The organism is Bacillus sp. UNC437CL72CviS29, assembly GCF_000482345.1.
GTDB lineage: Bacteria > Bacillota > Bacilli > Bacillales > Bacillaceae_G > Bacillus_A > Bacillus_A arachidis.
On the sequence record NZ_AXVB01000031.1, the window covers coordinates 1 to 22,216 of the forward strand.

The 22,216-nt window shown below is 34.2% G+C and carries 23 protein-coding genes and 4 pseudogenes; 7 read left to right on the top strand and 20 right to left on the bottom strand.

Features of this window, described 5'->3' with window-relative positions:
• The 6 genes and pseudogenes from M014_RS0119585 to M014_RS0119610 form a co-directional block, all read right to left on the bottom strand.
• Positions 1-226: pseudogene (locus M014_RS0119585) on the bottom strand (helix-turn-helix domain-containing protein); the annotation flags it as partial.
• Positions 227-430: 204 nt separating this feature from the next.
• A complete protein-coding gene (locus tag M014_RS0119590) occupies positions 431-1,933 on the bottom strand; it encodes a malate:quinone oxidoreductase (protein WP_026593210.1) in 1,503 nt (500 codons plus the stop codon).
• Between the two features lie 446 nt (positions 1,934-2,379).
• Entirely contained in the window at positions 2,380-2,925 is a 546-nt protein-coding gene (locus M014_RS0119595; protein WP_026593211.1) for a DUF2179 domain-containing protein, read from the bottom strand.
• 211 nt (positions 2,926-3,136) lie between these two features.
• Positions 3,137-3,547, bottom strand: coding sequence for an ATP synthase subunit I (locus M014_RS0119600; RefSeq protein WP_026593212.1), 411 nt, complete (start codon positions 3,545-3,547; stop codon positions 3,137-3,139).
• A gap of 52 nt (positions 3,548-3,599) precedes the next feature.
• Positions 3,600-4,901 (bottom strand): hemolysin family protein, encoded by a 1,302-nt coding sequence (locus tag M014_RS0119605; protein WP_441296564.1) that lies wholly within the window; start codon positions 4,899-4,901, stop codon positions 3,600-3,602.
• A gap of 145 nt (positions 4,902-5,046) precedes the next feature.
• Positions 5,047-5,454: a MerR family transcriptional regulator gene (locus tag M014_RS0119610; RefSeq protein ID WP_026593214.1), complete on the bottom strand. Its 408-nt coding sequence runs from the start codon at positions 5,452-5,454 to the stop codon at positions 5,047-5,049.
• 418 nt (positions 5,455-5,872) lie between these two features.
• Between M014_RS0119610 and M014_RS0119615 the strand changes: the two genes are divergently transcribed.
• Positions 5,873-6,760 carry a DMT family transporter gene (locus M014_RS0119615; RefSeq protein WP_026593215.1) on the top strand — a complete coding sequence of 296 codons (888 nt, stop codon included), beginning with the start codon at positions 5,873-5,875 and terminating at the stop codon, positions 6,758-6,760.
• A 145-nt stretch (positions 6,761-6,905) separates the two neighbouring features.
• Here the strand turns inward: M014_RS0119615 and M014_RS0119620 are convergent, their stop codons facing one another.
• On the bottom strand, positions 6,906-7,346 hold the full coding sequence (locus M014_RS0119620; RefSeq protein ID WP_026593216.1) for a hypothetical protein: 441 nt from the start codon (positions 7,344-7,346) through the stop codon (positions 6,906-6,908).
• 98 nt (positions 7,347-7,444) lie between these two features.
• The gene (locus tag M014_RS0119625) at positions 7,445-8,314 is read right to left on the bottom strand and encodes a pentapeptide repeat-containing protein (protein ID WP_026593217.1); all 870 of its coding nucleotides are present in this window, start codon (positions 8,312-8,314) and stop codon (positions 7,445-7,447) included.
• A 187-nt stretch (positions 8,315-8,501) separates the two neighbouring features.
• Between M014_RS0119625 and M014_RS0119630 the strand changes: the two genes are divergently transcribed.
• Entirely contained in the window at positions 8,502-8,678 is a 177-nt protein-coding gene (locus M014_RS0119630) for a DUF1272 domain-containing protein (RefSeq protein ID WP_026593218.1), read from the top strand.
• Positions 8,679-8,717: 39 nt separating this feature from the next.
• Here M014_RS0119630 and M014_RS0119635 read toward each other — a convergent pair whose 3' ends face one another.
• The 4 genes and pseudogenes from M014_RS0119635 to M014_RS30500 all read right to left on the bottom strand — a co-directional run.
• On the bottom strand, positions 8,718-9,287 hold the full coding sequence (locus tag M014_RS0119635) for an SGNH/GDSL hydrolase family protein (RefSeq protein WP_026593219.1): 570 nt from the start codon (positions 9,285-9,287) through the stop codon (positions 8,718-8,720).
• A gap of 14 nt (positions 9,288-9,301) precedes the next feature.
• Complete coding sequence (locus M014_RS0119640; protein WP_026593220.1) at positions 9,302-10,126, bottom strand: MBL fold metallo-hydrolase; 825 nt, start codon at positions 10,124-10,126, stop codon at positions 9,302-9,304.
• A gap of 49 nt (positions 10,127-10,175) precedes the next feature.
• Positions 10,176-11,024 (bottom strand): aminoglycoside phosphotransferase family protein, encoded by an 849-nt coding sequence (locus M014_RS0119645; RefSeq protein ID WP_026593221.1) that lies wholly within the window; start codon positions 11,022-11,024, stop codon positions 10,176-10,178.
• A gap of 116 nt (positions 11,025-11,140) precedes the next feature.
• A pseudogene (locus tag M014_RS30500) lies at positions 11,141-11,416 on the bottom strand (NUDIX hydrolase); the annotation flags it as partial.
• A 141-nt stretch (positions 11,417-11,557) separates the two neighbouring features.
• Here M014_RS30500 and M014_RS0119655 point away from each other — a divergent pair.
• The gene (locus tag M014_RS0119655) at positions 11,558-11,767 is read left to right on the top strand and encodes a hypothetical protein (RefSeq protein WP_026593222.1); all 210 of its coding nucleotides are present in this window, start codon (positions 11,558-11,560) and stop codon (positions 11,765-11,767) included.
• 50 nt (positions 11,768-11,817) lie between these two features.
• Here M014_RS0119655 and M014_RS0119660 read toward each other — a convergent pair whose 3' ends face one another.
• Positions 11,818-12,585, bottom strand: a complete 768-nt coding sequence (locus tag M014_RS0119660) for a GNAT family N-acetyltransferase (protein WP_026593223.1) — start codon at positions 12,583-12,585, stop codon at positions 11,818-11,820.
• A 646-nt stretch (positions 12,586-13,231) separates the two neighbouring features.
• On the opposite strand from M014_RS0119660, the gene M014_RS0119665 reads away from it, so the two are divergent.
• Entirely contained in the window at positions 13,232-13,501 is a 270-nt protein-coding gene (locus M014_RS0119665) for a DUF1292 domain-containing protein (RefSeq protein ID WP_026593224.1), read from the top strand.
• A gap of 650 nt (positions 13,502-14,151) precedes the next feature.
• Here the strand turns inward: M014_RS0119665 and M014_RS27285 are convergent.
• Positions 14,152-15,009, bottom strand: a complete 858-nt coding sequence (locus tag M014_RS27285) for a M23 family metallopeptidase (RefSeq protein ID WP_231503980.1) — start codon at positions 15,007-15,009, stop codon at positions 14,152-14,154.
• Between the two features lie 614 nt (positions 15,010-15,623).
• Here M014_RS27285 and M014_RS0119680 point away from each other — a divergent pair.
• Both M014_RS0119680 and M014_RS30240 read left to right on the top strand, forming a co-directional pair.
• Positions 15,624-16,043, top strand: a complete 420-nt coding sequence (locus M014_RS0119680) for a VOC family protein (protein WP_026593226.1) — start codon at positions 15,624-15,626, stop codon at positions 16,041-16,043.
• A gap of 1,002 nt (positions 16,044-17,045) precedes the next feature.
• Positions 17,046-17,185, top strand: a pseudogene (locus M014_RS30240) (enoyl-CoA hydratase); the annotation flags it as partial.
• 93 nt (positions 17,186-17,278) lie between these two features.
• Here the strand turns inward: M014_RS30240 and M014_RS0119695 are convergent.
• Positions 17,279-17,809, bottom strand: a complete 531-nt coding sequence (locus M014_RS0119695) for an NAD(P)H-dependent oxidoreductase (RefSeq protein ID WP_026593228.1) — start codon at positions 17,807-17,809, stop codon at positions 17,279-17,281.
• Positions 17,810-17,939: 130 nt separating this feature from the next.
• Between M014_RS0119695 and M014_RS0119700 the strand changes: the two genes are divergently transcribed.
• The gene (locus tag M014_RS0119700; protein WP_026593229.1) at positions 17,940-18,275 is read left to right on the top strand and encodes a winged helix-turn-helix transcriptional regulator; all 336 of its coding nucleotides are present in this window, start codon (positions 17,940-17,942) and stop codon (positions 18,273-18,275) included.
• 19 nt (positions 18,276-18,294) lie between these two features.
• On the opposite strand, the pseudogene M014_RS27290 reads toward M014_RS0119700, so the two are convergent.
• The 5 genes and pseudogenes from M014_RS27290 to M014_RS0119725 form a co-directional block, all read right to left on the bottom strand.
• Positions 18,295-18,615, bottom strand: a pseudogene (locus M014_RS27290) (subclass B1 metallo-beta-lactamase); the annotation flags it as partial.
• A gap of 34 nt (positions 18,616-18,649) precedes the next feature.
• Positions 18,650-19,471, bottom strand: a complete 822-nt coding sequence (locus M014_RS0119710; RefSeq protein ID WP_026593231.1) for a hypothetical protein — start codon at positions 19,469-19,471, stop codon at positions 18,650-18,652.
• Between the two features lie 466 nt (positions 19,472-19,937).
• The gene (locus tag M014_RS0119715; RefSeq protein WP_026593232.1) at positions 19,938-20,219 is read right to left on the bottom strand and encodes a MazG nucleotide pyrophosphohydrolase domain-containing protein; all 282 of its coding nucleotides are present in this window, start codon (positions 20,217-20,219) and stop codon (positions 19,938-19,940) included.
• A 1-nt stretch (position 20,220) separates the two neighbouring features.
• Entirely contained in the window at positions 20,221-21,237 is a 1,017-nt protein-coding gene (locus M014_RS0119720; protein ID WP_026593233.1) for a C45 family autoproteolytic acyltransferase/hydolase, read from the bottom strand.
• Between the two features lie 61 nt (positions 21,238-21,298).
• Complete coding sequence (locus tag M014_RS0119725; RefSeq protein ID WP_026593234.1) at positions 21,299-22,144, bottom strand: MerR family transcriptional regulator; 846 nt, start codon at positions 22,142-22,144, stop codon at positions 21,299-21,301.
• Between the last annotated feature and the right edge of the window lie 72 nt (positions 22,145-22,216).

Genomic DNA, 22,216 nt, shown 5'->3' on the forward strand with positions numbered 1-22,216 from the left:
CTATTTCACTTAACTCCCCGGGTCCTTTTCCGTAAGAATACTGTTTACCTACAGGTTGTTGGAAACGATGAGTCTGATCTGTATGATACCAGTTCATCCATCTTTTAATTTGACTTACATTTTTAACCCCCAATGTTTCCATAATTGTTCGGTTAGAATAACCTTCCTTTTTCATTTCAACGACTTTCCATTTTATTTCTTCTGGATAATGAACTCTTTTCTTCAAATGAAAAACACCTCCACTTAATTCGCATTTAGTATGCGAATTAAGGAGGTGTTTTTTTCATGTCCCATTAATGGGGTTCACTTTATTCATACATGGGGCTTTCATTTTTTATAATATACAATCTTTAAGACTAACTCTTATCAAATATTTGTTTACAAATTACTTATATTCTCTTTAAACATCTTTGTTTTTACATCCAAAGAATTAACTATAAACTAGTTCTTTTTTGCTTAAACCAAGCACCTCTGCTGTTGAAGTATGAATTTCTTGGAAAAGCTCTGGGTTTTCTACTAGTGACACACCATAAGAAGGAATCATTTCTTTTATTTTCGATTCCCATCCGTTCATATGTTGTGAGAAGCACTTTTCTAATACTTCGAGCATAACGTTAACGGCAGTAGAAGCACCCGGAGAAGCACCGAGCAATGCAGCTACCGAGCCATCAGAAGCACTAACCACTTCCGTACCAAATTGAAGTGTTCCTTTACCACCGGCATCAGTATCTTTAATAACTTGCACACGTTGGCCTGCCACCACTATGTCCCAATCCCCGCTTTTGGCATTTGGAATAAACTCACGTAATTCTTCCATACGCTTTTCACTCGATAACATAACTTGCTGAATCAGATATTTCGTTAATGCCATCTCTTTTACACCTGCCGCCAACATAGTGAGGACATTATTTGGTTTTACGGAACCTATCAAATCAAAATTCGAACCAGTTTTTAAAAACTTTGGTGAAAAGCCAGCAAACGGCCCAAACAGCAATGTTTTCTTGTTATCTATATATCTTGTATCAAGATGTGGAACAGACATTGGCGGAGCACCAACCTTAGCTTTACCATATACTTTTGCATGATGCTGTTCTACAACTTCTGGATTGTTACATACCATAAATAATCCGCTTACCGGGAAACCTCCAATATGTTTTGACTCAGGAATACCGGTTTTTTGTAGTAAAGGTAGACTTCCTCCCCCACCACCGATAAAGACGAATTTTGCAGTATGATATTCAATTTTACCGTTATCAATATCATGCACTTTCACTTCCCAGGATCCGTCGCTAGTACGTTTAATATCCTGAACACTATGCTTGTAGTTTATCTCGACATTTTTACTCTGTAAGTGGTCAAACAACATACGTGTTAAAGCCCCAAAGTTGACATCCGTTCCAGAGTCGATTTTTGTTGCCGCTATTGACTCATTCGATGTACGACCTTCCATGATAAGCGGCATCCACTCCTTCAGTTTTTCAGGGTCATCAGAAAATTCCATCCCTTGAAACATCGGATTATTTGAAAGCGCTTCAAAACGTTTTTTCAAAAACGTTACATTTGTTTCCCCTTGTACCATACTCATATGAGGTATTGGCATAATAAAGTCCTGTGGATTACGAATCAGATTACTGTTTACAAGATAAGACCAAAACTGTCTTGAAAGCTGAAACTGTTCATTAATTTTGATAGCTTTGCCAATATCTATAGATCCGTCAGGTTTTTCGGATGTATAGTTCAGTTCACACAGTGCAGCGTGGCCCGTCCCAGCATTATTCCATTCGTTAGAACTTTCTTCTCCTGCGTTTGTAAGTTTCTCGAACACTTTGATTTCCCATTCAGGTGCTAACTCTTTCAATAATGATCCCAAAGTCGCGCTCATGATTCCGGCACCAATTAAGATAACGTCTGTTTTCTGCTGCATGTTGCTCATGATAATCTCTCCATCCCCTATATTAGCAAAAAAGTGTAGGCGCATCTTCTCAGATGTCGCACGCCTAGGCCCCAACCTAGAAACATATCTTTTCTGCCTCAATTATAGCCATATCATATTCTATTATAACTATTAATCGACTAAAATATCTAGTATTATCTGATAATTATAAACCATTTAATCCGGTAAACAAGTAAGAAGTTCGTACACAAGGGCCTAAAAACACCAAATAACCAATGTCTAAACCTTAAGATAAAGGCTTTGGTTCGCCTTTACCTGTGAACCGAAACCCTCCAATTTTTTACCGTTACTTATAATATGTTTCCCCGCACTTAATAGAGATTAAAAAGGAAAAATTAATTAATTTACAATGTATACTACGTCACTTTCTCTCAAAAATATCCATATCATCAATAAAAAGGAGAAGCTTTTCGCTTCTCCCTTCTTTACGATGCGTGCTCCTTCTTCTTCATTAATGCTCTTTTTTTCATAGCTTTTGTTAAGTAGCCACCTTTGAAAGAACGAATCTCATATGAAGACATAAATGCCTTCGGTGCGATTCGATTAATAATTTCTAAAAGCTCTTTCTCACGTGAACGCTTTGCAACAATATCTAAACGGTAACGAATCGAATTTATCCCTTCCCCTTCAAATACAGTTACACCAAATCCTGAATGTCTTAACTCATCAACTAACTCATTGCAACGGTCTAGTAAACTAACTTGGTATGTAATATACCCAATTGCCAATTTATTTTCTATATAACCACCTAATAAAAGCCCGGCACTAAAGCCAATGACATAGGATACAATATTCATCCAATTTGATAAATCTTGGAATACAATCCCTAAACTTACAATATAGATTGCACCTTCTAATAGTCCAACACCAGCAGCGGATCTTGTTTGATTCTTTACAAGCAAAATCGTCCGGATTGTTAAAACAGGAACATAAATAATTTGAAGTACAAAAATAAGTAGCGCTTGTAACATTTGCATCCACCTCTTTCAAAAAGTCTTTTGTCATAATAACATATATAACCTTTAGAAAGCGATGGGTTTTCATAAAATTCTTTAAGATTTCGCATGAAAAATAATGTAAAACTTTATTCTCCGTGTTTTTTCTTCACCTTCATATGTTTAGAGGTGGGAGTCCTCTCGAAAGATATGATAGAAAAAGGACTTTACGCCGGTCTTTTTACATTTAGTTCAAATTCTTTTCATTTTTTCCTCTTCGTTTCTCTTCTTCTTTAGCTAATTGTATATTCGCATAGGCTAAATTCGCAATCATTAAAAAGTGCCCGCCTAAAATGCCAGTACCAAATGCCCACATTTCCATTTCATGTTCAATTTCATACATAATGATTGCACCCAATATAGCAGCTGCAAAACGATTTAAAATCCCTAATCCTGGCGCTCGTTGTTTTAATACAATGCTTTTCCCAATCTTTTCAACTCGTCTTGCTAGCAACCAAAGACAGTATGCGCTGACTGCTAATCCGATCCCAAAGCCAGTAACTTGCTTTGAAAAAGGCGTTATCGTCCATAAAAGTAGTAAACCACTAAAAATCATATATAACTGTAGTTTGTATACTCGTAACGCAACTTCAATCAAAATATCCGCTCCTTGTTTCAAGTTTTGCAATAGGTAAAAAAAAAGCAGCAACCTACACAGTTGCTGCTTTCTCTTGTTGATGATCAATTTTTCGAATTTCAATGCGTTTAATTTGATATGCATCTTTTTCAAGAACTTTAAACTCATATCCTTCTGCTTCGACACATTGTCCTTCTTCAATTTCATGGTTCTGCATCATAATCCATCCACCAATTGTATCCACATCTTCTTCTTCGATGTGTAAACCAAATAAATCTTTAACTTCTGTAATCAACACTTTTCCATCCACAATTTTGTGATGATCATTTATGTGTTGAATTGGTGGGTGTTCATCTTCATCGTATTCATCACGAATTTCGCCGACGATTTCCTCCAATATATCTTCAAGCGTTACAATTCCGGCCGTGCCTCCGTATTCATCATATAAAACAGCCATTGGAATTCGCTTTTTCTGCATTTGCAGAAGTAAATCGTGAATTGGAGTTGTTTCCATAACTTCAATAATCGGACGCATATACGTACGAATAGATGATAAATCTTTTGTATCGCCTTTCATATATCGAATAAAGAAGTCTTTTACGTTAACCATACCAATAATATCATCTTTATCTTCTCCAAAGATTGGATAACGCGTGTATCGTTCACTTTGGATGATGTTCATGTGCTCTTCTACTGAATCTTCGAGATAGAAACCGACAATTTCCGTCCGTGGTACCATAATCTCTTTCGCAATGCGGTTATCAAATTCAAAGATATTATTTACATACTTATATTCTGCTTGATTAATTTCTCCACTTTCATAGCTCTCTGAAAGAATTAATCGTAATTCCTCTTCAGAATGGGCTACTTCATGTTCAGAAGCCGGTTTCAAGCCGAACAAACCAGTTATAACACGTGCTGAACTATTTAGCATCCAAATAAAAGGATACATTACTTTATAGAACATCATGAGCGGTCCAGCAAATAATAAAGTTACTCTTTCCGCCTTTTGAATTGCCATTGTTTTTGGTGCTAATTCACCTACCACAACATGTAAATATGTCATAATCATAAAAGCAAGACCAAAAGTTAATACATGAGATATAGAAGGAGTTATATTCCATTTCTCAAATAGCGGACGCAAAAGCTTCTCTATTGTCGGTTCACCTAACCAACCCAGTCCCATTGCCGTAACTGTAATTCCTAACTGGCAAGCAGATAAATATTCATCTAAATTTGTTGTTACCTTTTTTGCTGCTAACGCACCGCGTTTTCCTTCCGCAACAAGCTGATCTATACGACTTGAACGTACCTTAACAATCGCAAATTCTGCTGCTACGAAAAATCCAGTAAATGCGATTAAAATCGCAACCATGACTAAATTAAATATTCCCAATGAATCCCCTTAGTAAAAAAACTAAGGTGTTCACCTCCTGTATACTTATAATGTTTTCTGATTCTCTATTTCTTTAGAAAACATAGCGCTATACAGAAATTAAAAGAGTCGGATCCAATTTCAACTATAAAAATAGTATCAATGTTTGTATTAAAGTCGTCGTTTGACCAGATAAAGACTTCGATATTTTTTCACGTTGTGAATCTGTTAACCCATCTAATAGAGGTTTCAACTGTGTTAGTTCTGCTTCTAATTGATGGATATGGTTTGTCACTTCATTCACTTGTTTCGAAACGTGTTCATTGATACCGAGCAGCTTCTTTCTCTCCTCGATCCTCTCTTTAATCTCACAAAGCGGCATATGCATTTCCTTGCATTTCTCAATAAATTGTAATGTCTCAAATGCTGTTTCATCGTAATAGCGATAATTAGATTGAGATCGCTCCGCTTTTAAGATACCTAGATTCGTATAATAATCAATCGTTCGTTTCGATACGTGAGCCAAGTGAGCCAACTGTCCGATTCGATACACCTTCCCAACGATTTTTCCCTCCCCATTTATGTTAAGAACATCATACAATACATAAACTGTACAGTCAAACGTGACAGTTTTCTAGCTCTGAATATGAATGACCAATTCGCACTTGATCTCCCTTCTCTAAACTAATTGACTTTGGATAATTACTAATGTGAGACTGAATCACAACATATTTCATTTTACCTATCCCATATTCTGAAAATTAAGTTATAATTTTATTATAAAACTTATTTACGATAAACAAATTCAAAATATTGAGAGGAGAAATTCTTATGTACTACAGCAACCTTTTCGAAAATGATCAACCTGTAATCCGTCTATAATCTAAGGCGGGCATGCTTATATTTTTATAAAAAATATGCCTCGTCTTAGGACTTGTAAGGATCCTACAAATAGACGGAGGTATTTCACAATGAAACAAACAATTTTAGGTGCCATATGTTTATCACTTGCAGCAAGTATTTGGGGTGGTATGTACGTTATCAGTAAATATGTACTAGACTTTGTTCCCCCTCTTACACTTGTTTGGCTTCGCTTTATCATCGCTTTTTTCGTTCTATATATTATTTTGAAAATAATTGAACGAAAAAATAAAAAGAAACTCCTCATTCATAAACGAGACTGGTTACTTTTTGCTTGGATCGGTTTCATTGGCTATTTTATTTCAATTACATGCCAATTTGTTGGAACAAAATTATCAGATGCTCACACAGGTTCTTTAGTTACATCAGCCACTCCAGCATTTATGGTTGTATTTGCTGCTTTGATTTTGAAAGAAAAACTAACTGCACGTAGAATACTCTCTACCATCTTAGCTACAATAGGCGTCACAATTGTCATCGGATGGGATATAGAGATGGGTTCTTATTTTATTGGCACAATCATTTTAGTTGGAGCTGCCATTACATGGGCTTTACTATCTATTTATGTAAAAATTGCTTCTAGCCGTTTTTCATCCTTGGTCATTACAACGTATGCAATATTCTTTTCGTTATTTTTCATTACACCGTGCATGATTTGGGAGTTACAATCAAGTCCAATTGAAAACTTAAATCCCACAATCATTTTAGGTATTCTATATTTAGGAATCATCTCCACTGCAGGTGCCTTTTTTCTTTGGAATAAAGGACTTGAGTTAATGGATGCCAGCATCGGTTCATTATTTTTCTTTTTTCAGCCCATCGTTGGTTCATTACTAGGGTGGCTATTATTGAATGAAACATTAAACAGCAACTTCTTTATTGGTGGTGCCCTGATTATATTTAGTGTAGTGATTACTACACTTGAAAAGAAGGGCTAACAATAGCAAAAAACACAGGCTGTATAATACTCCAGCCTGTGTTTTTAATTTCTGTTATACACTGTTAAATATTGATGTTGACAATAATCAGAAGTATATTGGGCCTGTTTTTATATCCACTTCTTTAAATCCTTATTTACAAATGTCAAACATACCAAGCATCCTCAGTGAATCTATTCCATTCTAATGTAAAGTTGTTTGCTTTAAGTTTGATACTGCAAAATTGTTTTGTTTTCCAATCAGTGCCGAACATTTCAAAAATAAAATTATTTCTAATTGAACTTTGGCTAAAAGTCAAAAACTCCATTTCTTCCAATTCAACTATTGGGACTTCCTTATCAATTCCATCATCAAAATGGATAATGAGTTTAATCATTGTTACACCTTTAAAAGTAAGTTTGCATCTATCCGTTGCCTTTGCAACTTTATAAGGATTGAGAGGATGAATTTTGGAAATATAAACAAATTCAAATTCAAAAATAGCCATATCTTTTTCAACCTTTATTTCTTCAACACAGCAATCGTGAAAATCTAAGTAGTCAAAATAATGATTTGTGGTTTTATATTCCCAAGAATTCAAATTCACTCTATTTAACACCCCTCAATTAGAAATTACGATAAATGAATAATCTAGGTTTATCCTAAGTGGTAATTGTTATGAAACATTTACATATTATCTTTTCCTCAAGCAGACCAGTGCGCCGGACGAGAAAGCAATCTTGGTAATTTCGTGTTGACATCCCCTTTCGCTGCGTTAACCTGAACTTGAGTCAGAAAAACACTCTCAGTAAGATCTGCCCCACGAAGATCAGCGTCTCGTAAATCGGCACCAATAAAGTCAGCCATTCTTAAATCTGCTCCTCGAAGATCAGCTGCAATTAAGTATGCTCCTCGTAAATTTGCTCCCTTAAGATCTGCCTTTCTAAGCTTTGCCCCCATAAGGTTTGCTCCTCGATGATTAATCCTTTTATTTTTTTTCGAACTCTTATACTTGTAACGTGACTCCGTCCATACTAATTCGCTTGTCTTTAATAGAAGTTCATTTACATATGCTCGGTGTGATGGAATGTTTAAATCCATCAGCAATTCTGGACTAAGCTGAGAAAGTCGTTCCGTCTCTGCAATTGCGTCAAAAATTCCCTTATGAATCGTACGTGTCGCTTTTAACGCTAAAGCCTCATTCAAATACCACAGCATCTCATGAAGTTGGTGCATAATTGGGAAAACGTCATACATTTTCTTGGCATGTTTTGAATCTCCCCTCCAGTCAACTCCCTCAAAAGTAACCTGTGAAACTTTTTGTCCCGCACCAAAACACTCAAATACAGTACATCCTTTAAAACCTCTCTGCCTTAGATTTTTATGAATGCTACAACGAAAATTTGATTGCAGATTAGAGCAAGGCTTACCAGCATCCTTATTAACTGCAAAATCTGCCGAAGCTGCGAAAGGTAATGCAACGCAGCACAAACTGAAGCAATTCTCACAGTCAGCTCGTAAACTATTAAAACTCACATCAGTTTTTGCATCCAAAAAATTATTATTCTCTAACAAAACATGTACCCCCTGTTGTTCTACCTCTTATTTCATTTTAAATACATAATCAATTCGTAAATCAAATATCATATTTCATTTCAAACGCTACGCTAACTTCCAAATATAATTTCATATGAAAAGGACATATTCTCCAACCTATATTATCATTAAATTATAAAGATTCATACAATCAGGAGGGAATCATATGACATTAGAAATGAAAACAAACTGCCAAACTTGCAATGCTTCACTTCAAACGGATTCGGAAGCTTATATTTGCACTTACGAATGTACATTTTGTGCACCGTGCACGGAAAAAACAAATCATGTTTGTCCAAACTGTGGTGGTGAATTAGTGCGTAGACCCAAAAGAAAATCATAAAAGCAAAGCTACTCATAGCTTTGCTTTTCATTTGAACACTTATTTAAAAATCTCTTTCAATTCACTTCCAATTAACTCAGATAAATATTCATAACCAACAGCATTAAAATGTAAGCCGTCACGCTCTTCATTTTCTACGAATTTCTTATAATCTAATTCTTCAATCATGTGAGAATGTAGATTAAGAAAATGAACTCCTGTTTGTTCTGCCACTTCTCTTACTACTTCCGCATACTGTAATAATACTTCATTTGTTCTTGCGTACTGCCTTTCCTCATCCACTGGTGCTGGACTTATGAGAAGCACTTTTTCTGGTGAAATTCTTTTCACAATCGTAATTAAATTTTCTTCATATTCTTGTAGTGATACTTGTTTATGAAATGCTGCATCATTCGCACCAAAAAAGACTGTTACAAATGTTGGCTCGTAACATAAGACATCCTCTTCTATTCGTTTTAATGCGTCAAACGTATTGTCACCAGAAACCCCTGCATTTACCACTTTCCATTCAGGAAACAGACTTTGTAAACGCGGTGTTAATCTAGGTTCGCCATTCCAGAATGTTTCACCGTCTGTAATACTATCACCAAAACATACTAATGTTTTCATTTCCGTTTCCCTTCTTATGTATGAAATAATTTTCCTTCTAATGCTGAAATATAGCGCTGAGCCGAACGTTCTACAGCTTCATTTGCATTCTCTTTTACTACCCTGTGAAAAGCGTTGTATAAACGATTAAAAGGAAGTGACTTTACCCTTTTGGCCATTTCTTCAACTTTATTTACTGGTAACGGAATTAAATTGGGATAGCTATACATAAAGCTCACCCACTCTTGATCCGCTACAACTTGAATAATGTCCCCTGTTAATAAAATCCCTTTCCCTTCATTCCCCTGTGACCAGTGTAAAACAGAACCACCTTTAAAATGTCCGCCTAGACGATGCACAGTGAGTTCATGAGATAATTGCAATGATTCTCCTGACCAAAAAACAATATGTTTACTTGGACGCATGACCCACTGTTTATCATCTTCATGAATATAGATTGGTACATCGAATCTTTCCGCCCATTCTACTTGAGTAGAATAATAGTGCGGATGGGATAACGCAATTGCATCTAATCCCCCTAATTCTTTCACCTTCTCAATCGTATTTTCATCGAAGTATGTAATACAGTCCCATAACAAATTATACGATTCTGTTTTTACCAAATAAGTTGTTTGACCAATCGCAAATTCTGGTTTCGTTGTCATGCTATATAATCCTGTTTCTTCTTCAATGATTTCATTTTGATATGTATGGCTCGCTTGTAAATCATCAAGTGTTGTCCAAGATTGCCCTTTCGGATTCACATACTGCCTCTCCTCATTACAAATCATACAATTCACTGGTTCTTCTGTACTCGCTGCATATTGCACGCCGCACGTTGTACACACAAAATTCTTCATAAAAATTCTCCTGTCCCTATTTATTTTTTTATCTATCAATCTTTCATTGTTAATGAATTTGATCCATCCAATAACGCCAAGCTTGTAAATAAGCTTCTAAATCTTCAGGATGATGTCTCATACAAGTGTCTAATCTGCAATATAAAGCGATTACAACTTCTTCATATAAAACTTTTCTCGTTCTATTATGAAATACACTCTTTTCTACTACCTCGCCTATTGTTTCCTTCGTTAGATCTTCCGGCGTCGAACAAAATGCATAAATGAAATCATATATTGGATCTCCCAAAACTGGCAGAGGGTCAATCACACCATATAGTCTATGCTCATTAAATATAAAATTATGAAATCCACAATCCCCATGTAATAAATATGGTTGATTACTATATCTCGTTCTATTTGGACTGTGTACTAATTTAAGAACAGTATGAAAATCTTCTTCTGCTATATAGGATTTTACAGTTTCATTAGCTTCCATCACCCTCTCTAAAAGAAAGACCTGCCAAGAGTCTACCGGTTCTTCTTTCCATCCCCACTGATCCATTTTCATAGCTGGTTTATATGTATGAATCACTTTCTGTACAAGTGTAAAAAGAATATCTTTTTTATTCTCAACATCATAACTTGTGGAACCAGGGATAAATGAATAGACCATATATCTATTGAGTGAATCTACATACAAAAGCTTAGGAAATACACTTTTGTCTTCATAAAATTTAAGGAAATAAGCCTCTTCTCCAATTACTTTCGGTTCATTCAACTTAACAACGCACGGCTCATTTCCTTCTATAAGGTACAGTCTACTTGTAGTACCGCCGGTTAATCTCTTGCACCCTTTTGGATAATGATCAATGACTTCATTAACAATTAATTGTTCAATAATTTCTGAAATATCCACTTTTCCTATTCCCACTCTGCAAATGTATTTGAAATTCCTATAAATAAGACAACGTTATTATTATTTGACAAATATAAGGAAACTCCTTTAATTTTTATATTATAAAAAAGCAATCCTCATTTCTCCGACACCGATAATGCTGCAACTAATATCTCTATACAAATTTCATTCCACTTTGGATAATATAATGTAATCTCATTTGGTTTCACAAATACCATACTACTCGATTCGTACTCACCGCTAAAATCATACACTTCTGTAATATCCATCCGGTACAACGGTTGATATCCTACCTTAGGCTATGGATCATTGGCATTCCAATTCGGGTTTTCACCATGGTTTACAGCAATATATCCAAGTAAAAGACATTCTCCTTTTACATATCCTTCTTCCTAATACATATTTTATTTTCACACAACAAAAACCTGCTACAAATTGGAGGTTATATAAAATGAACCTTACTTGTATTCTCTTTTAATTTTTATAAATAAGGGAATGCTATAAAAACACCCGTATAATAGGAGGTTTTATATATGAAACACGATTTTTTACAAGCCGTAAATCAAGCTATCGGTAAGGTTGAACATATTCATATTGAAGAAAGTGGCGCGGACAGCCTACTGATTCATCACGATGATGTAAGGCAATTGAAACAAGTTGCTGAAACGTTAGAAAATAACAATTTCCATTCCGTTATGAGGCAAAATGGGAATACATCTTTTATTGAAGTAGTAAACAGATAAAAAAAGTTCGGTCATATACCGAACTTTTTTTATCCTCTCAGCCCCTAAACCTATTTAAAAGTTTTGCAATACAATTCCGTTTCTGCCTTTATAGAGCATCCGTTTTTCAAAAAAACCTTTTGCATTTTTTCATTTGTCATATGGGTACTTCCTATATAATAGGTAGCTCCCCTTTGCTTTAACAAACGTAAAGATTGAAGATGAATATGAGCACTAAGTCCTTTTCCACGTTCCTCTGGCAATAATCCGAAATAAAATAATCGTCCTTCCTCCTTCGTACCAGGTTCAATATGAGGAATAGATATTCCAATCGGTTGCTCCTTATCATAAAAGGCAATACATGATTTTTCCCAACCCTGGCCTAATTCTGCTTGTATAGCGTAAAAATGTTCATTGATATTAAGAATGGATGATTTATTATCTGACCCTAGCATACATCGCTCCCAAAGTGATTTAAATTCTTCTTCAGACAATGTCCCTTCATCTATAGAGCGAAAATTATACTGTTTCTCTGGAACTACGATACACGAAAGTTTGCGAAACACTTCTATTTTTGCTGCATAAAGCTGAAAACCAAATTCACGTAATATTTTTGCACTCGGAGTATAACTGTTAAAACTTTTATCTAGTAAAACACTCGCTCTTTTTACCTTCCAACTTGAGCAAACCTCTACAAATCTTTTTATCTTCTCTTTATAATTTTGAAGATCATACAGCGCATCTTCTTCAATTTCTTCAATTGTTACTGCATTTGGTAACCCATTTAATACTTTTTTGGAGGAACCAAATATGTTTTGAACCGTTGTAAGATTACACATTGTGTTCACCTTTCTATGCAAAAGTTAAAACTACCAATCATAGAGTACAAACATCCGAAATTATACTATTCGGGTTACCCCCATTAAATCCCTTTCAGTTCTAGAATAAAATGTTTTCAGTTTAATGAAAATTTAACCGTAAACATACAGATAAAAAATGGGCTCCTAGCATTTACATTTCCGTTTCATTCCGCCTACTTCTATAGCGAATTAATTAAGTGTAGCGTGAGACATACATCTATATAACGCTTCGGTAAATACAGATAACCCTTGTTTTTATGCCTATTCATAAAAAGCACGACACCCTTTCTCATTAACATAAGAGAACAGTAATGCACTTTTAATCTCAAGAATTTGAAATGTCCCCAAAACGAAAAATTTATTATTTTACAGTTATTTATGAGAATTCGACTCATTTTTTTCGTTTTTGGCGCAACCCATTTCTAAAGTTCATGGGCATATGACGAGAACCCAAAATGTATTCATTCATATTCACAGATGATATCTTTTTAGTTTACTTCTTATGCTGAAGCAGCAAGAAATTGTTGTACTTTGCGCATTAATTTGATATTTTATGGAAAGATATACTAGTAAGTATACGATTTGAACATTCTATTTTTTAGAGTGTAACAGGAGGAGAATGAATATGTCTGAAATTGAAGTAGGCGAAATTTTCACCCTTAGCGATGAGAGTAATGAGGAGCAGGAAGTTGAAGTGCTCGGAACAATGAATGTCGAAGGAGCAGAATACATTGCTGTTGGCTTTGTAGAAGACATTGAAACGGAAACAGAGGAAGACATTGATATCTTCTTTTTAAAAGTAGAAGAAGATAGTGAATTCTCATACATTGAGAGTGATGAGGAATTTGAAAAAGTATCTGCTGCGTTTGAGAAAATGATGGAAGAGCATGAATAATATTAGTTGGACACAAGAGGGGGATGCATATCACCCCTCTGTTTTTGCATATAAGGGTGCCGCCCATCTCCATCAAGCTAAGATGTTGAATTACCCCCAAAACGAAATTTTTCTCACCAAATTTATTTGCGTTAATTAAGTTCAACTTTTTTGTTTTTGTAGCATTTAATTTCATTAGGTTGAATACCCATTTTTTTGAGAATTTCCTGATTCATTTTAAGATGGAGGCGGAAATCCATAGCATTTCTCGAAACACTTTGCTAGATCACACTACTTGCATTCTTGCAATCTATATAACCATTATGTGCATTATGCATCAAAGGCTGTATTTTAACAGATTTACTAATCTCTTCACGGTGCTTTCTAATTTTACAAATCAATCCTAGAAAAAACGATCCAAATAACGAACTGCTGTTGGTTTGAAATAGTGTTTGATTAAAATGGAACTACAAACGCTGGATTTATAACATAAGAAAAACTCACATTTTGAAAAAAGATTGATCAAAATATGAGTTCGATTTGTTATTTGATGATTATTGTTTATAAAAATGGTTGATCATTTTTAGGTTCGTTTTGTTGAATATTAGTGCTCGTTAACTGAATCAAATCGATTAATCTTTCAGATGTAATTTTTCTGAAATAAAAAATTGTTACTTCAATGGAGTATTTTGGGGTTTTATAACAGCATCTTTTTTCGGCATTAAGTCACCGTTTATACCTTTAAAAAAGAGAGGTAATCCTTCTGCTAAGACAGGGTGTATAACTTTAGTTGGATCTTGTCTTTGATGATGAATATGTAAATGAGGTTCTGAAGATGAACCGCTATTCCCAACACGTCCTATTACATCCCCTGGTTTTACATGATCTCCTACTTGAACAGAGATACTATCTTTTTTTAAATGGTTAAGTAAAAGATAAGTACCTGTTTCTTTTATTTTTATGTACACATGATTTCCTTCCATTGAATTAAAATTTTCTGATCCTGGTTTAATGTCAGCTTCATCATCTGAAACAGCAACTACTATTCCAGAAACCGGCGTATGAATTTCTTTATTCCATATTCCGTAATCTTCATTCCTATCACTTTTAATATTATATGGTTCCATTACTAAATCATATGCCCATCTCTCTGATGCCCATGTTGCATGAGGTAAATTATCTTTGACACTATCTCCCCCCCAACCAACTACAGTTTTTTCAGCTAAAGGCCAACTTACCGTTATAGATGGTTGTGCACGCTTAATATTGTTTGGATAAGCACAGAGAATAATATTCATGGTCATTAAAATTGGAAAGATTAATACTATGTTTATCATTACATTAATAAACAACTTTAAACTTTTTTTCTTTTTAACAATTAAAATGATAAACATGACAAAATTAATTAATAATCCTAGTGCTCCTATGATAGGTAAAACTAATTTGAGTATTGCCCATGAATACGCACCAAATATACCACCAATAAAAAAAGAACTGATCCATAATAGTAAAATGAGCCCTATTAACACACAATTTGGATAACCAATCTTTCGCAATAATTTTTTTAAAATAAACTACCCCTCCTTATATCTAAAATCTATTAGGATTAATATTTCAGTAGGCTCTTAACTCAATCTGTTCATCTATTGCCAAATAATAAGAACCATTCCCATTAAATATAACAATTTAAGGATAAAATTTCCATGCAACTTCAGGTGTAGATTCAGTCCGTTATTATTTTCTTATTAAGCAAATCTGTTCCTATAGTTAAAAAAGAAACCTACCCTTAGACAAAAATTATCTAAGGGAAAAAATATCGTAACATTTTTAGAAACGTCGTGACTTTATTCAAAACATCGCGACTTTATTTCAAATCCACAACTGCATCTTATTGAATAGAAAGTTCATTATTTGGTCTCTTTTGATGTACCCGTATAGGAAAAAGCAATTTCATATTGATAGTAAAGATAACTACAGAATAATTATGATGTTATGTAGCATATATATAGTCTAGTTGCCTGAACTATTAATCATAAAAAAAATCATATCAGTAACACTCTAATACTTTTCTTTTACCATTCAGGTGTTACTCGTATAAGGCAATATATTTCTGTTTAATTCCTGTTTAAAAGGAGATGGTTGAATGAAGTTAAATCATTTGAATCTATGTGTTGATGATTTATCAGAAGCTAGGCATTTCTTTGAAACATTTTTTGATTTCCAATTTTTAGAGCAAAAAGGAAAAGCTCTTGTAGTCATGAGTGATGAAAATGGATTTATTCTCGTGTTAAGTGATCCAAAAGCATTCAAGGGAAACAAGGCTGTTACATATCCTGAAGCTTTTCACATTGGTTTTTTGGTGGAAACTTCAAGTGAAGTTGATCAAGCATATAATCGTTTAGTTGCTGGAGGCATCGAAATAGATAAGGAACCTTATACAATGAGAGGTAGTAGTTACGGGTTTTACTTTACAGTATTTAATGGTTTATTAATTGAAGTTTCTTGCCTTGACTATAAAGATGGTAAGAAAGTTTCAAAAGCCAATGACACATTCCTTACATAACAACTTTCAACCGAACAAGTCATATCTCATATAAATTAGTTACGAAAAAGGTCTCTTTTTTCTATTCAGGGGCCTTTTATATTGAGTAGCGATCAAGAATATAAAATACCTTACGTACATAAAAATGAGGCTTCTACATAAGTTTTAAGCAAACTTTTTTATAAAATGAAATGTTCATCCATACAAAAAGAATCCATTTGTTCAAACCTTATTCCAAACCAATCCATTACATAAGTAAGCGTCAAATATTTTCCACCAGCCATTTGTATATAACCCATGAGATAATCTCTTTACATACTACATGTGGAGGTTTTTTATGGAAAAACACCTATTAGAAAAAGAATGGGAAGTTTAGTTTAGAAAACCTTGCAACAGAACCAAGTTAATAAGCGATTTTGATCCAAAGGCGGCAAAACATATTCCTCCGATAGCTTTGCGGTCTATTCATACATTACCAATTTAAGCCCATTATGATATAATTTTTGTAAAGAGAGGTGAATTTTTTGGAAAGGAAAAATCTGAAGGTATTCACTAAAATCTCGTTCTTTACAGCACTGACTACGATTATTGTTATACCAACCTCCTTATTCATTTCATCTATAACTTCGGACGAGAGTGTGGAATCTATCCTAAGTGTCTTTATATCACTTGCGTTTTTTACTTCCTTATTTGGCATTCCCTTGAGCATCGTTTCAATGTTCAGTAAAGAAAATTTAACTAAAAGAAGTTTTGCTTTAATTGTAAATTCACTGCCAATCACTCTTTTTGTTTATGCTCTAATTATGGAATTTATAGATGAATTCCTTCAAATTGCACCTTAAATGAGTTCAAATAAAAAGGAAATATAAATAATTTTGAGTAATTAGCTATTAGGAAAAATGATATAGAAAGTCTTTACGTGGAGTGGCGAGAATGATTGACTTGTTTCTCAAAAACGGTTCATCAATCGCAGAGACTTGCCCATTAGCTTTCAGTTGTATTAACTAAATAAATATCGAAATATTCTCACGCCCAGTTTTTAGTAATGGTACCATCCGTTGTGACGTAACTATTAAACAATTTGAACTGGATTAAAAAATCGCACAAAAATTATTGCGGCGTTTACATGTATGAATCAACTTGAAAAGGAGTTTGTTTCATGAATATTACATCTCTTTCGACTTACTGTTTTATTATTACGTTTACTTACATAAAAAATATCCCGATACCTACAAAAGGACCGGAATATTTTTAAATCATATATAAAGATTACGTTTATTCATAATATAGTTAATATACTTAGCTGCACTGCTCTCGATATCTTCATCCTTTAGTTGATATTCCGCTCCATACAACGTAAATGTTGGTATAAATTTCATCCCCGTATATAGACAAGTCGCCTGGAATGGTTTTGTTAGTTCGTTCATTGTAAACCCATCTTTATACTGCGTCTCTAATCCCCCTATAGAAATCGCCAAACCAAACTCTTTATTACGTACTTTATCCCCTGTAGAACCATATGCAAAGCCGTACGTCAGCACATCATCAAACCACTTCTTTAATAATGGTGGTGAACTATACCAATAGAACGGAAATTGAAATATGTAACGATCGTGTTCTAATAATAACCTCTGTTCATAATCAACATCGAATTCCCAATTAGGAGCTGTTTTATATAATTCATGCACTGTTATCTCATTAGAATACTTTTCCAATTCTTCTTTCCATCTTTTATTAATCCGTGACTCTTCAATATTAGGATGTGCTACAATTACAAGTGTTTTCATCGATTATTTTCCCCCTTATAAAAAAATGAAATCCTTAAGTATTAGTATGTGTTAGTTACATATAATTGAAAAGTACGTACTTTCAGGTGCTATAGGAACCTCAAAGTACCTATGGAGGTGTAATATATAGATGAATCAGAATCATAACTTTCCTATCGCTACCACCCTTGAAGTCATCGGAGGAAAATGGAAGAGTAGTATTTTATGCATTCTCATGAGCGGAAAGAAACGGACACACGAACTGAAACGTGCAATCCCAGATATTACACAAAAAGTTCTGACGCAACAATTGCGACAACTTGAAGCTGATGGAATCATCCATCGTACTGTATATAAAGAAGTTCCACCAAGAGTTGAATATACAATAAGTGAATATGGAAAATCTTTAATTCAAATTATGAATGAAATGTGTGAATGGGGAAAAGATCATCAAGTCAAAAAATCAACAAAACAAAAGAACCCTTAAATGGGTTCTTTATATATCACTCTTGAAATTTCTTTTCAGTCATCTCTATTAATTCCTTTGTAAATTTATCATCCCAGGAAGAATCAATAAGTACCAACCCTTTAGAGATATTTAATATTAAGCCATTTGAAGGGACTGCGTCCCCATTAAAGTAACCAAGTTCTGTATGAACCCATACTTTTGAGTTTATCTGAGAGATTGAAATAGTCCTCTCCTGATTTTTAATTACGCTTTGTTCTTCTTTTACTACCGCATGCACTGGCTTTACAAAACTAGCAAACTGTCATCCCCCTAATAAGGCTATGCACACCCCTACTTTTAACGCTTGTTCTTTTCTCATAATCATTACTTCCCCTCGTTTTTTCTGCACATTTTTATTTACTAGGAAGCTTTGATAGACGCTCCTTATAATTTTTAGATAATAAAATATTTAGCACACCTATCATATTATTTGTTTCTTGTCGTGCTTTTTCATATGCTTCTGAAAAGGCCACTTTATTTTCCTTTGGTTTTTCAATGTTTGCCAATTCACGCCAACTTTTCTTCATCATTTCATATTTTGCATATAACCCGGAATCTGTTTCAGATTGTGCTACTGGGGCCATATAATCAGATTCTCCACCTTTTCGAAGATATGCAAGTGCCCCTGTAATCTCATCATTTGAAAAATCACCTTGTCTTGCGGGTGCTTCTAATACACGAAGTGACCGAACAGATACGTATACAGCCTTTACAAGTGCTCTTTCTAAATTCGATATTTCATCCCATGATTTATACTGAAAAGAAGGATCCTGTCCTCTAGTCATAAATGTAAACCCTTCTTTAATCAAATCAGTTGGCGCATTTTCCAGCGGCTCCCCTGTATGAACATTTACAATTAAATCCCCATAATTAGATATATCAGTTCTTCGACCATCTTCACTCGTAACACGGCGAATCGGATGATCTGTGTAAAGTATGTATCCACGTTTATCAATATGTTGCTTTAATTCCTCTACTGTTGTTGCAATTCCAATTTGTCCCTCTTCTTTCTTTTGTACTTCTTCTTTTTTCTCTGCAGAATTTTTTCCTTCTTGATTCAATGCCGTATTTTCTTTTTTCTCCTCTGCTGGCTTTACTGCTTCTTTTTCAGCACAAGCAGACAATGTTAATAATGCAACCATTGTTATTAGATTTAGTAACCGTCTAAATTTCATGTCATTTCCCCTCCATATTCATTATACATACAAAAATTAACAAAAACTAACATAATCTTCTTATCATTCATACTTTTCTAATTGTACAATTACATACTCTATTCCCTCTTGAAATGCGCTATTTGTCCAATAGAACATCTACGATTATTTTAATATCTGCGATGTAGCATAAAAAAAAGAACTTGGTGTATCCCAAGTTCTTTCTCCTCTTTATTCATTAAAGATAACTTTTTAAACTTCTCTACAGTCTCAAAATAATAATCTGATTCCTTTTCCCTTTGCTTATTAATTCCCGGAATTTGATGGGACCAACCAGCTGGCAAATGTAACGTTACAGCTTTTTGCTATTTCTAGTGCAGATTTTAAATCCTCTAATACAATAACTTCATCTTCACGTAAATTCCTACCTATTGCATTCCTTTCACTATTATTTCATGTTAGTGTCATATCATCTAACTTTATATCTTTACCACTCTCTATCTCGATTGATTTTCATCTTTTCCTGAAATGCTTCCTCTAAATCAATTTCTAATTTATTCGCTAAATCGCACACATTCCAAATTACATCAAACATCTCTAAGCCTATTTCTCTATTCGTATTCTGATCCTCATTTCGCTTTACAATTGCTTCTGCTAGTTCCCCTAATTCCGCCATTAAGTACATTGTACGCATTTCAATCGTTGTATTCTGAAATCCTTTTTCTTCACTGAAGTTTGCTACATACTGCTGAAATTCAGAAAGCTTCATTTTATATCCCTCTTCCCTTTTTATGAATTTCTTCTACCAATCTTCTATCTTCTTTATATTTGCAGCGATTTGGCTGCCCTTCTGCACGATGTATTCTTAAGCTATTTAACTCATATACAACTGAATATAACGTCCCAAAATTATATTTTTTTAGATTTAAACAGACATGTTCTTTACTATTCGATAAGATACCCTGTACACTTTCTCGATTTAACTGCGCATTTTTTCTTAACTGTTCCTCCATATAGATATATCTATTTTGGGATTTACTCCAATCATTATTAACATTTTGTTGTAAACCTATCATTTCTTTACTTACAAAATGATTTGTACAAATGATAAAATTTTCATCCTCTCTTGGTCTCCGTACAAACATGTTATGTGGCGCTTTTTCTACTACTGCCATATTTCCTGACCCGTCTGCTAATAAGTAATTATTACAAATTGAAGACGGGAATTCACTTATAATATGTATCGCCTCTTCTACCGTACTTGCATTTTCTAATATTTTGCGAACTGCCACATAAAAATTTAATCCCACTTCTTTATATTCACTTTGTACAAGCGTAATCGCCACTGCTAATCCTTGTTCATTCATCCCATCTACTTTCCCTAAAAACACATCAGAATGTCCAACATACGAATATTTCTCGTTAGGACAAACGAGTGAACTCTCCGTATATTTTTTCATATCTAAAATCAAATCATAGTTTCTTCCCATAATCACTTCTGAACCGTTATAACATGCAAATATACTACATTGCGCTTCTGGTTCGAATACGCCTATACTCAATATAAAAGAACTGACCTCTTCATACGTTACATAACAACCTTCAGCAAACCCTTTCATTTCTTCTATAAGTTCTGGGTAAAAGTCTTTTAATAAACCATGACTTTGTCTCCCAAATATTAATTTTTCTTCTGAAACTTTTGGGAATCGAAAACCATTTTTATATAAAATGCTTCCATAATGTTTTCCCATCTCATAATGTGTTCCCCGTAGCCTTGGGTGATACATATAACCCTCTCCTTTTCTCTTCCTAAGGATAAGGTATATCCTCCTGTAACAGGAGGGTCAATTAAGAATAGACCGGAACACACACTTTCGTTATAAAATGTAACGGATTATGTTTGGATGCCGGCCGAATGTTTTTATAATCGATTTGTTCAGTAAACACTCCCTGTTCATACACTTCAAAAGGTGAATCCCTTACTACATATCCCTTTTCCTCAATGAAATCCATTATTTTTTCATATGCAATTTCTAATTCCGAATACGGTCCTTTTACAATCGCGCAAATATGTTTTCCCCCCTCTAAACAACGAACATTTGAAAGTGCACGATCGTACTCTTTTATAGGTACACAAACTTCTAAATCTATCGGTGCATTCCCTTTATCAAATTGATGAAAAACTGTCATCATTTTCCCATCTGCTTCTAGCCCATATGCGTATAACCTTTCAAACAATTTTTTTACAGTAAAATCGATTTCTCGCATACATACTTTTTCACGAACGCCATAAATCCATTGTCTTTCCCGTATTTCTTCAAAGCATTCTGTTACATTTGAAACAGTTACAAACGGCTCATTTCTTTTCAAATCATTAATAGATTGATGAATCCCCTCCAAAGTTTGCTGTATTTTTATCATTTTCCGCTCTAACTGTAGAGCCTTTTCTTGCAAATGATTCACTAATCCGGTGTCATCATGACTTTCTATGACTTCCTGTATTTCTTGTAATGAAAAACCGAAACTCTTTAGCTTTTTTATATATTGTAACGTTTTTATTTGCCCATAATCATAATACCGATATCCTGTTACAGAATCAGTATGCAAAGGTTTTACAAGATGAATTGCATCATAGTGATGTAACGTTTTTATAGATACACCACATATTGTTGAAAACTGTCCAACTGTATACATGTACGATCCCAGCCTTTATTTTCAAATTATTTCCTATCAAACTATATTTTACTATATAACGTATTTATTTTT

What these genes read in the sequence shown, in the direction of transcription:
- M014_RS0119590 (WP_026593210.1), bottom strand. Translation starts at nt 1,933, where the DNA reads ATGAGCAACATGCAGCAGAAAACAGACGTTATCTTAATTGGTGCCGGA.
- M014_RS0119595 (WP_026593211.1), bottom strand. Translation starts at nt 2,925, where the DNA reads ATGTTACAAGCGCTACTTATTTTTGTACTTCAAATTATTTATGTTCCT.
- M014_RS0119605 (WP_441296564.1), bottom strand. Translation starts at nt 4,901, where the DNA reads ATGGTTGCGATTTTAATCGCATTTACTGGATTTTTCGTAGCAGCAGAA.
- M014_RS0119615 (WP_026593215.1), top strand. Translation starts at nt 5,873, where the DNA reads ATGAAACAAACAATTTTAGGTGCCATATGTTTATCACTTGCAGCAAGT.
- M014_RS0119630 (WP_026593218.1), top strand. Translation starts at nt 8,502, where the DNA reads ATGACATTAGAAATGAAAACAAACTGCCAAACTTGCAATGCTTCACTT.
- M014_RS0119635 (WP_026593219.1), bottom strand. Translation starts at nt 9,287, where the DNA reads ATGAAAACATTAGTATGTTTTGGTGATAGTATTACAGACGGTGAAACA.
- M014_RS0119640 (WP_026593220.1), bottom strand. Translation starts at nt 10,126, where the DNA reads ATGAAGAATTTTGTGTGTACAACGTGCGGCGTGCAATATGCAGCGAGT.
- M014_RS0119655 (WP_026593222.1), top strand. Translation starts at nt 11,558, where the DNA reads ATGAAACACGATTTTTTACAAGCCGTAAATCAAGCTATCGGTAAGGTT.
- M014_RS0119660 (WP_026593223.1), bottom strand. Translation starts at nt 12,585, where the DNA reads ATGTGTAATCTTACAACGGTTCAAAACATATTTGGTTCCTCCAAAAAA.
- M014_RS0119665 (WP_026593224.1), top strand. Translation starts at nt 13,232, where the DNA reads ATGTCTGAAATTGAAGTAGGCGAAATTTTCACCCTTAGCGATGAGAGT.
- M014_RS0119680 (WP_026593226.1), top strand. Translation starts at nt 15,624, where the DNA reads ATGAAGTTAAATCATTTGAATCTATGTGTTGATGATTTATCAGAAGCT.
- M014_RS0119695 (WP_026593228.1), bottom strand. Translation starts at nt 17,809, where the DNA reads ATGAAAACACTTGTAATTGTAGCACATCCTAATATTGAAGAGTCACGG.
- M014_RS0119700 (WP_026593229.1), top strand. Translation starts at nt 17,940, where the DNA reads ATGAATCAGAATCATAACTTTCCTATCGCTACCACCCTTGAAGTCATC.
- M014_RS0119710 (WP_026593231.1), bottom strand. Translation starts at nt 19,471, where the DNA reads ATGAAATTTAGACGGTTACTAAATCTAATAACAATGGTTGCATTATTA.
- M014_RS0119715 (WP_026593232.1), bottom strand. Translation starts at nt 20,219, where the DNA reads ATGAAGCTTTCTGAATTTCAGCAGTATGTAGCAAACTTCAGTGAAGAA.
- M014_RS0119720 (WP_026593233.1), bottom strand. Translation starts at nt 21,237, where the DNA reads ATGTATCACCCAAGGCTACGGGGAACACATTATGAGATGGGAAAACAT.
- M014_RS0119725 (WP_026593234.1), bottom strand. Translation starts at nt 22,144, where the DNA reads ATGTATACAGTTGGACAGTTTTCAACAATATGTGGTGTATCTATAAAA.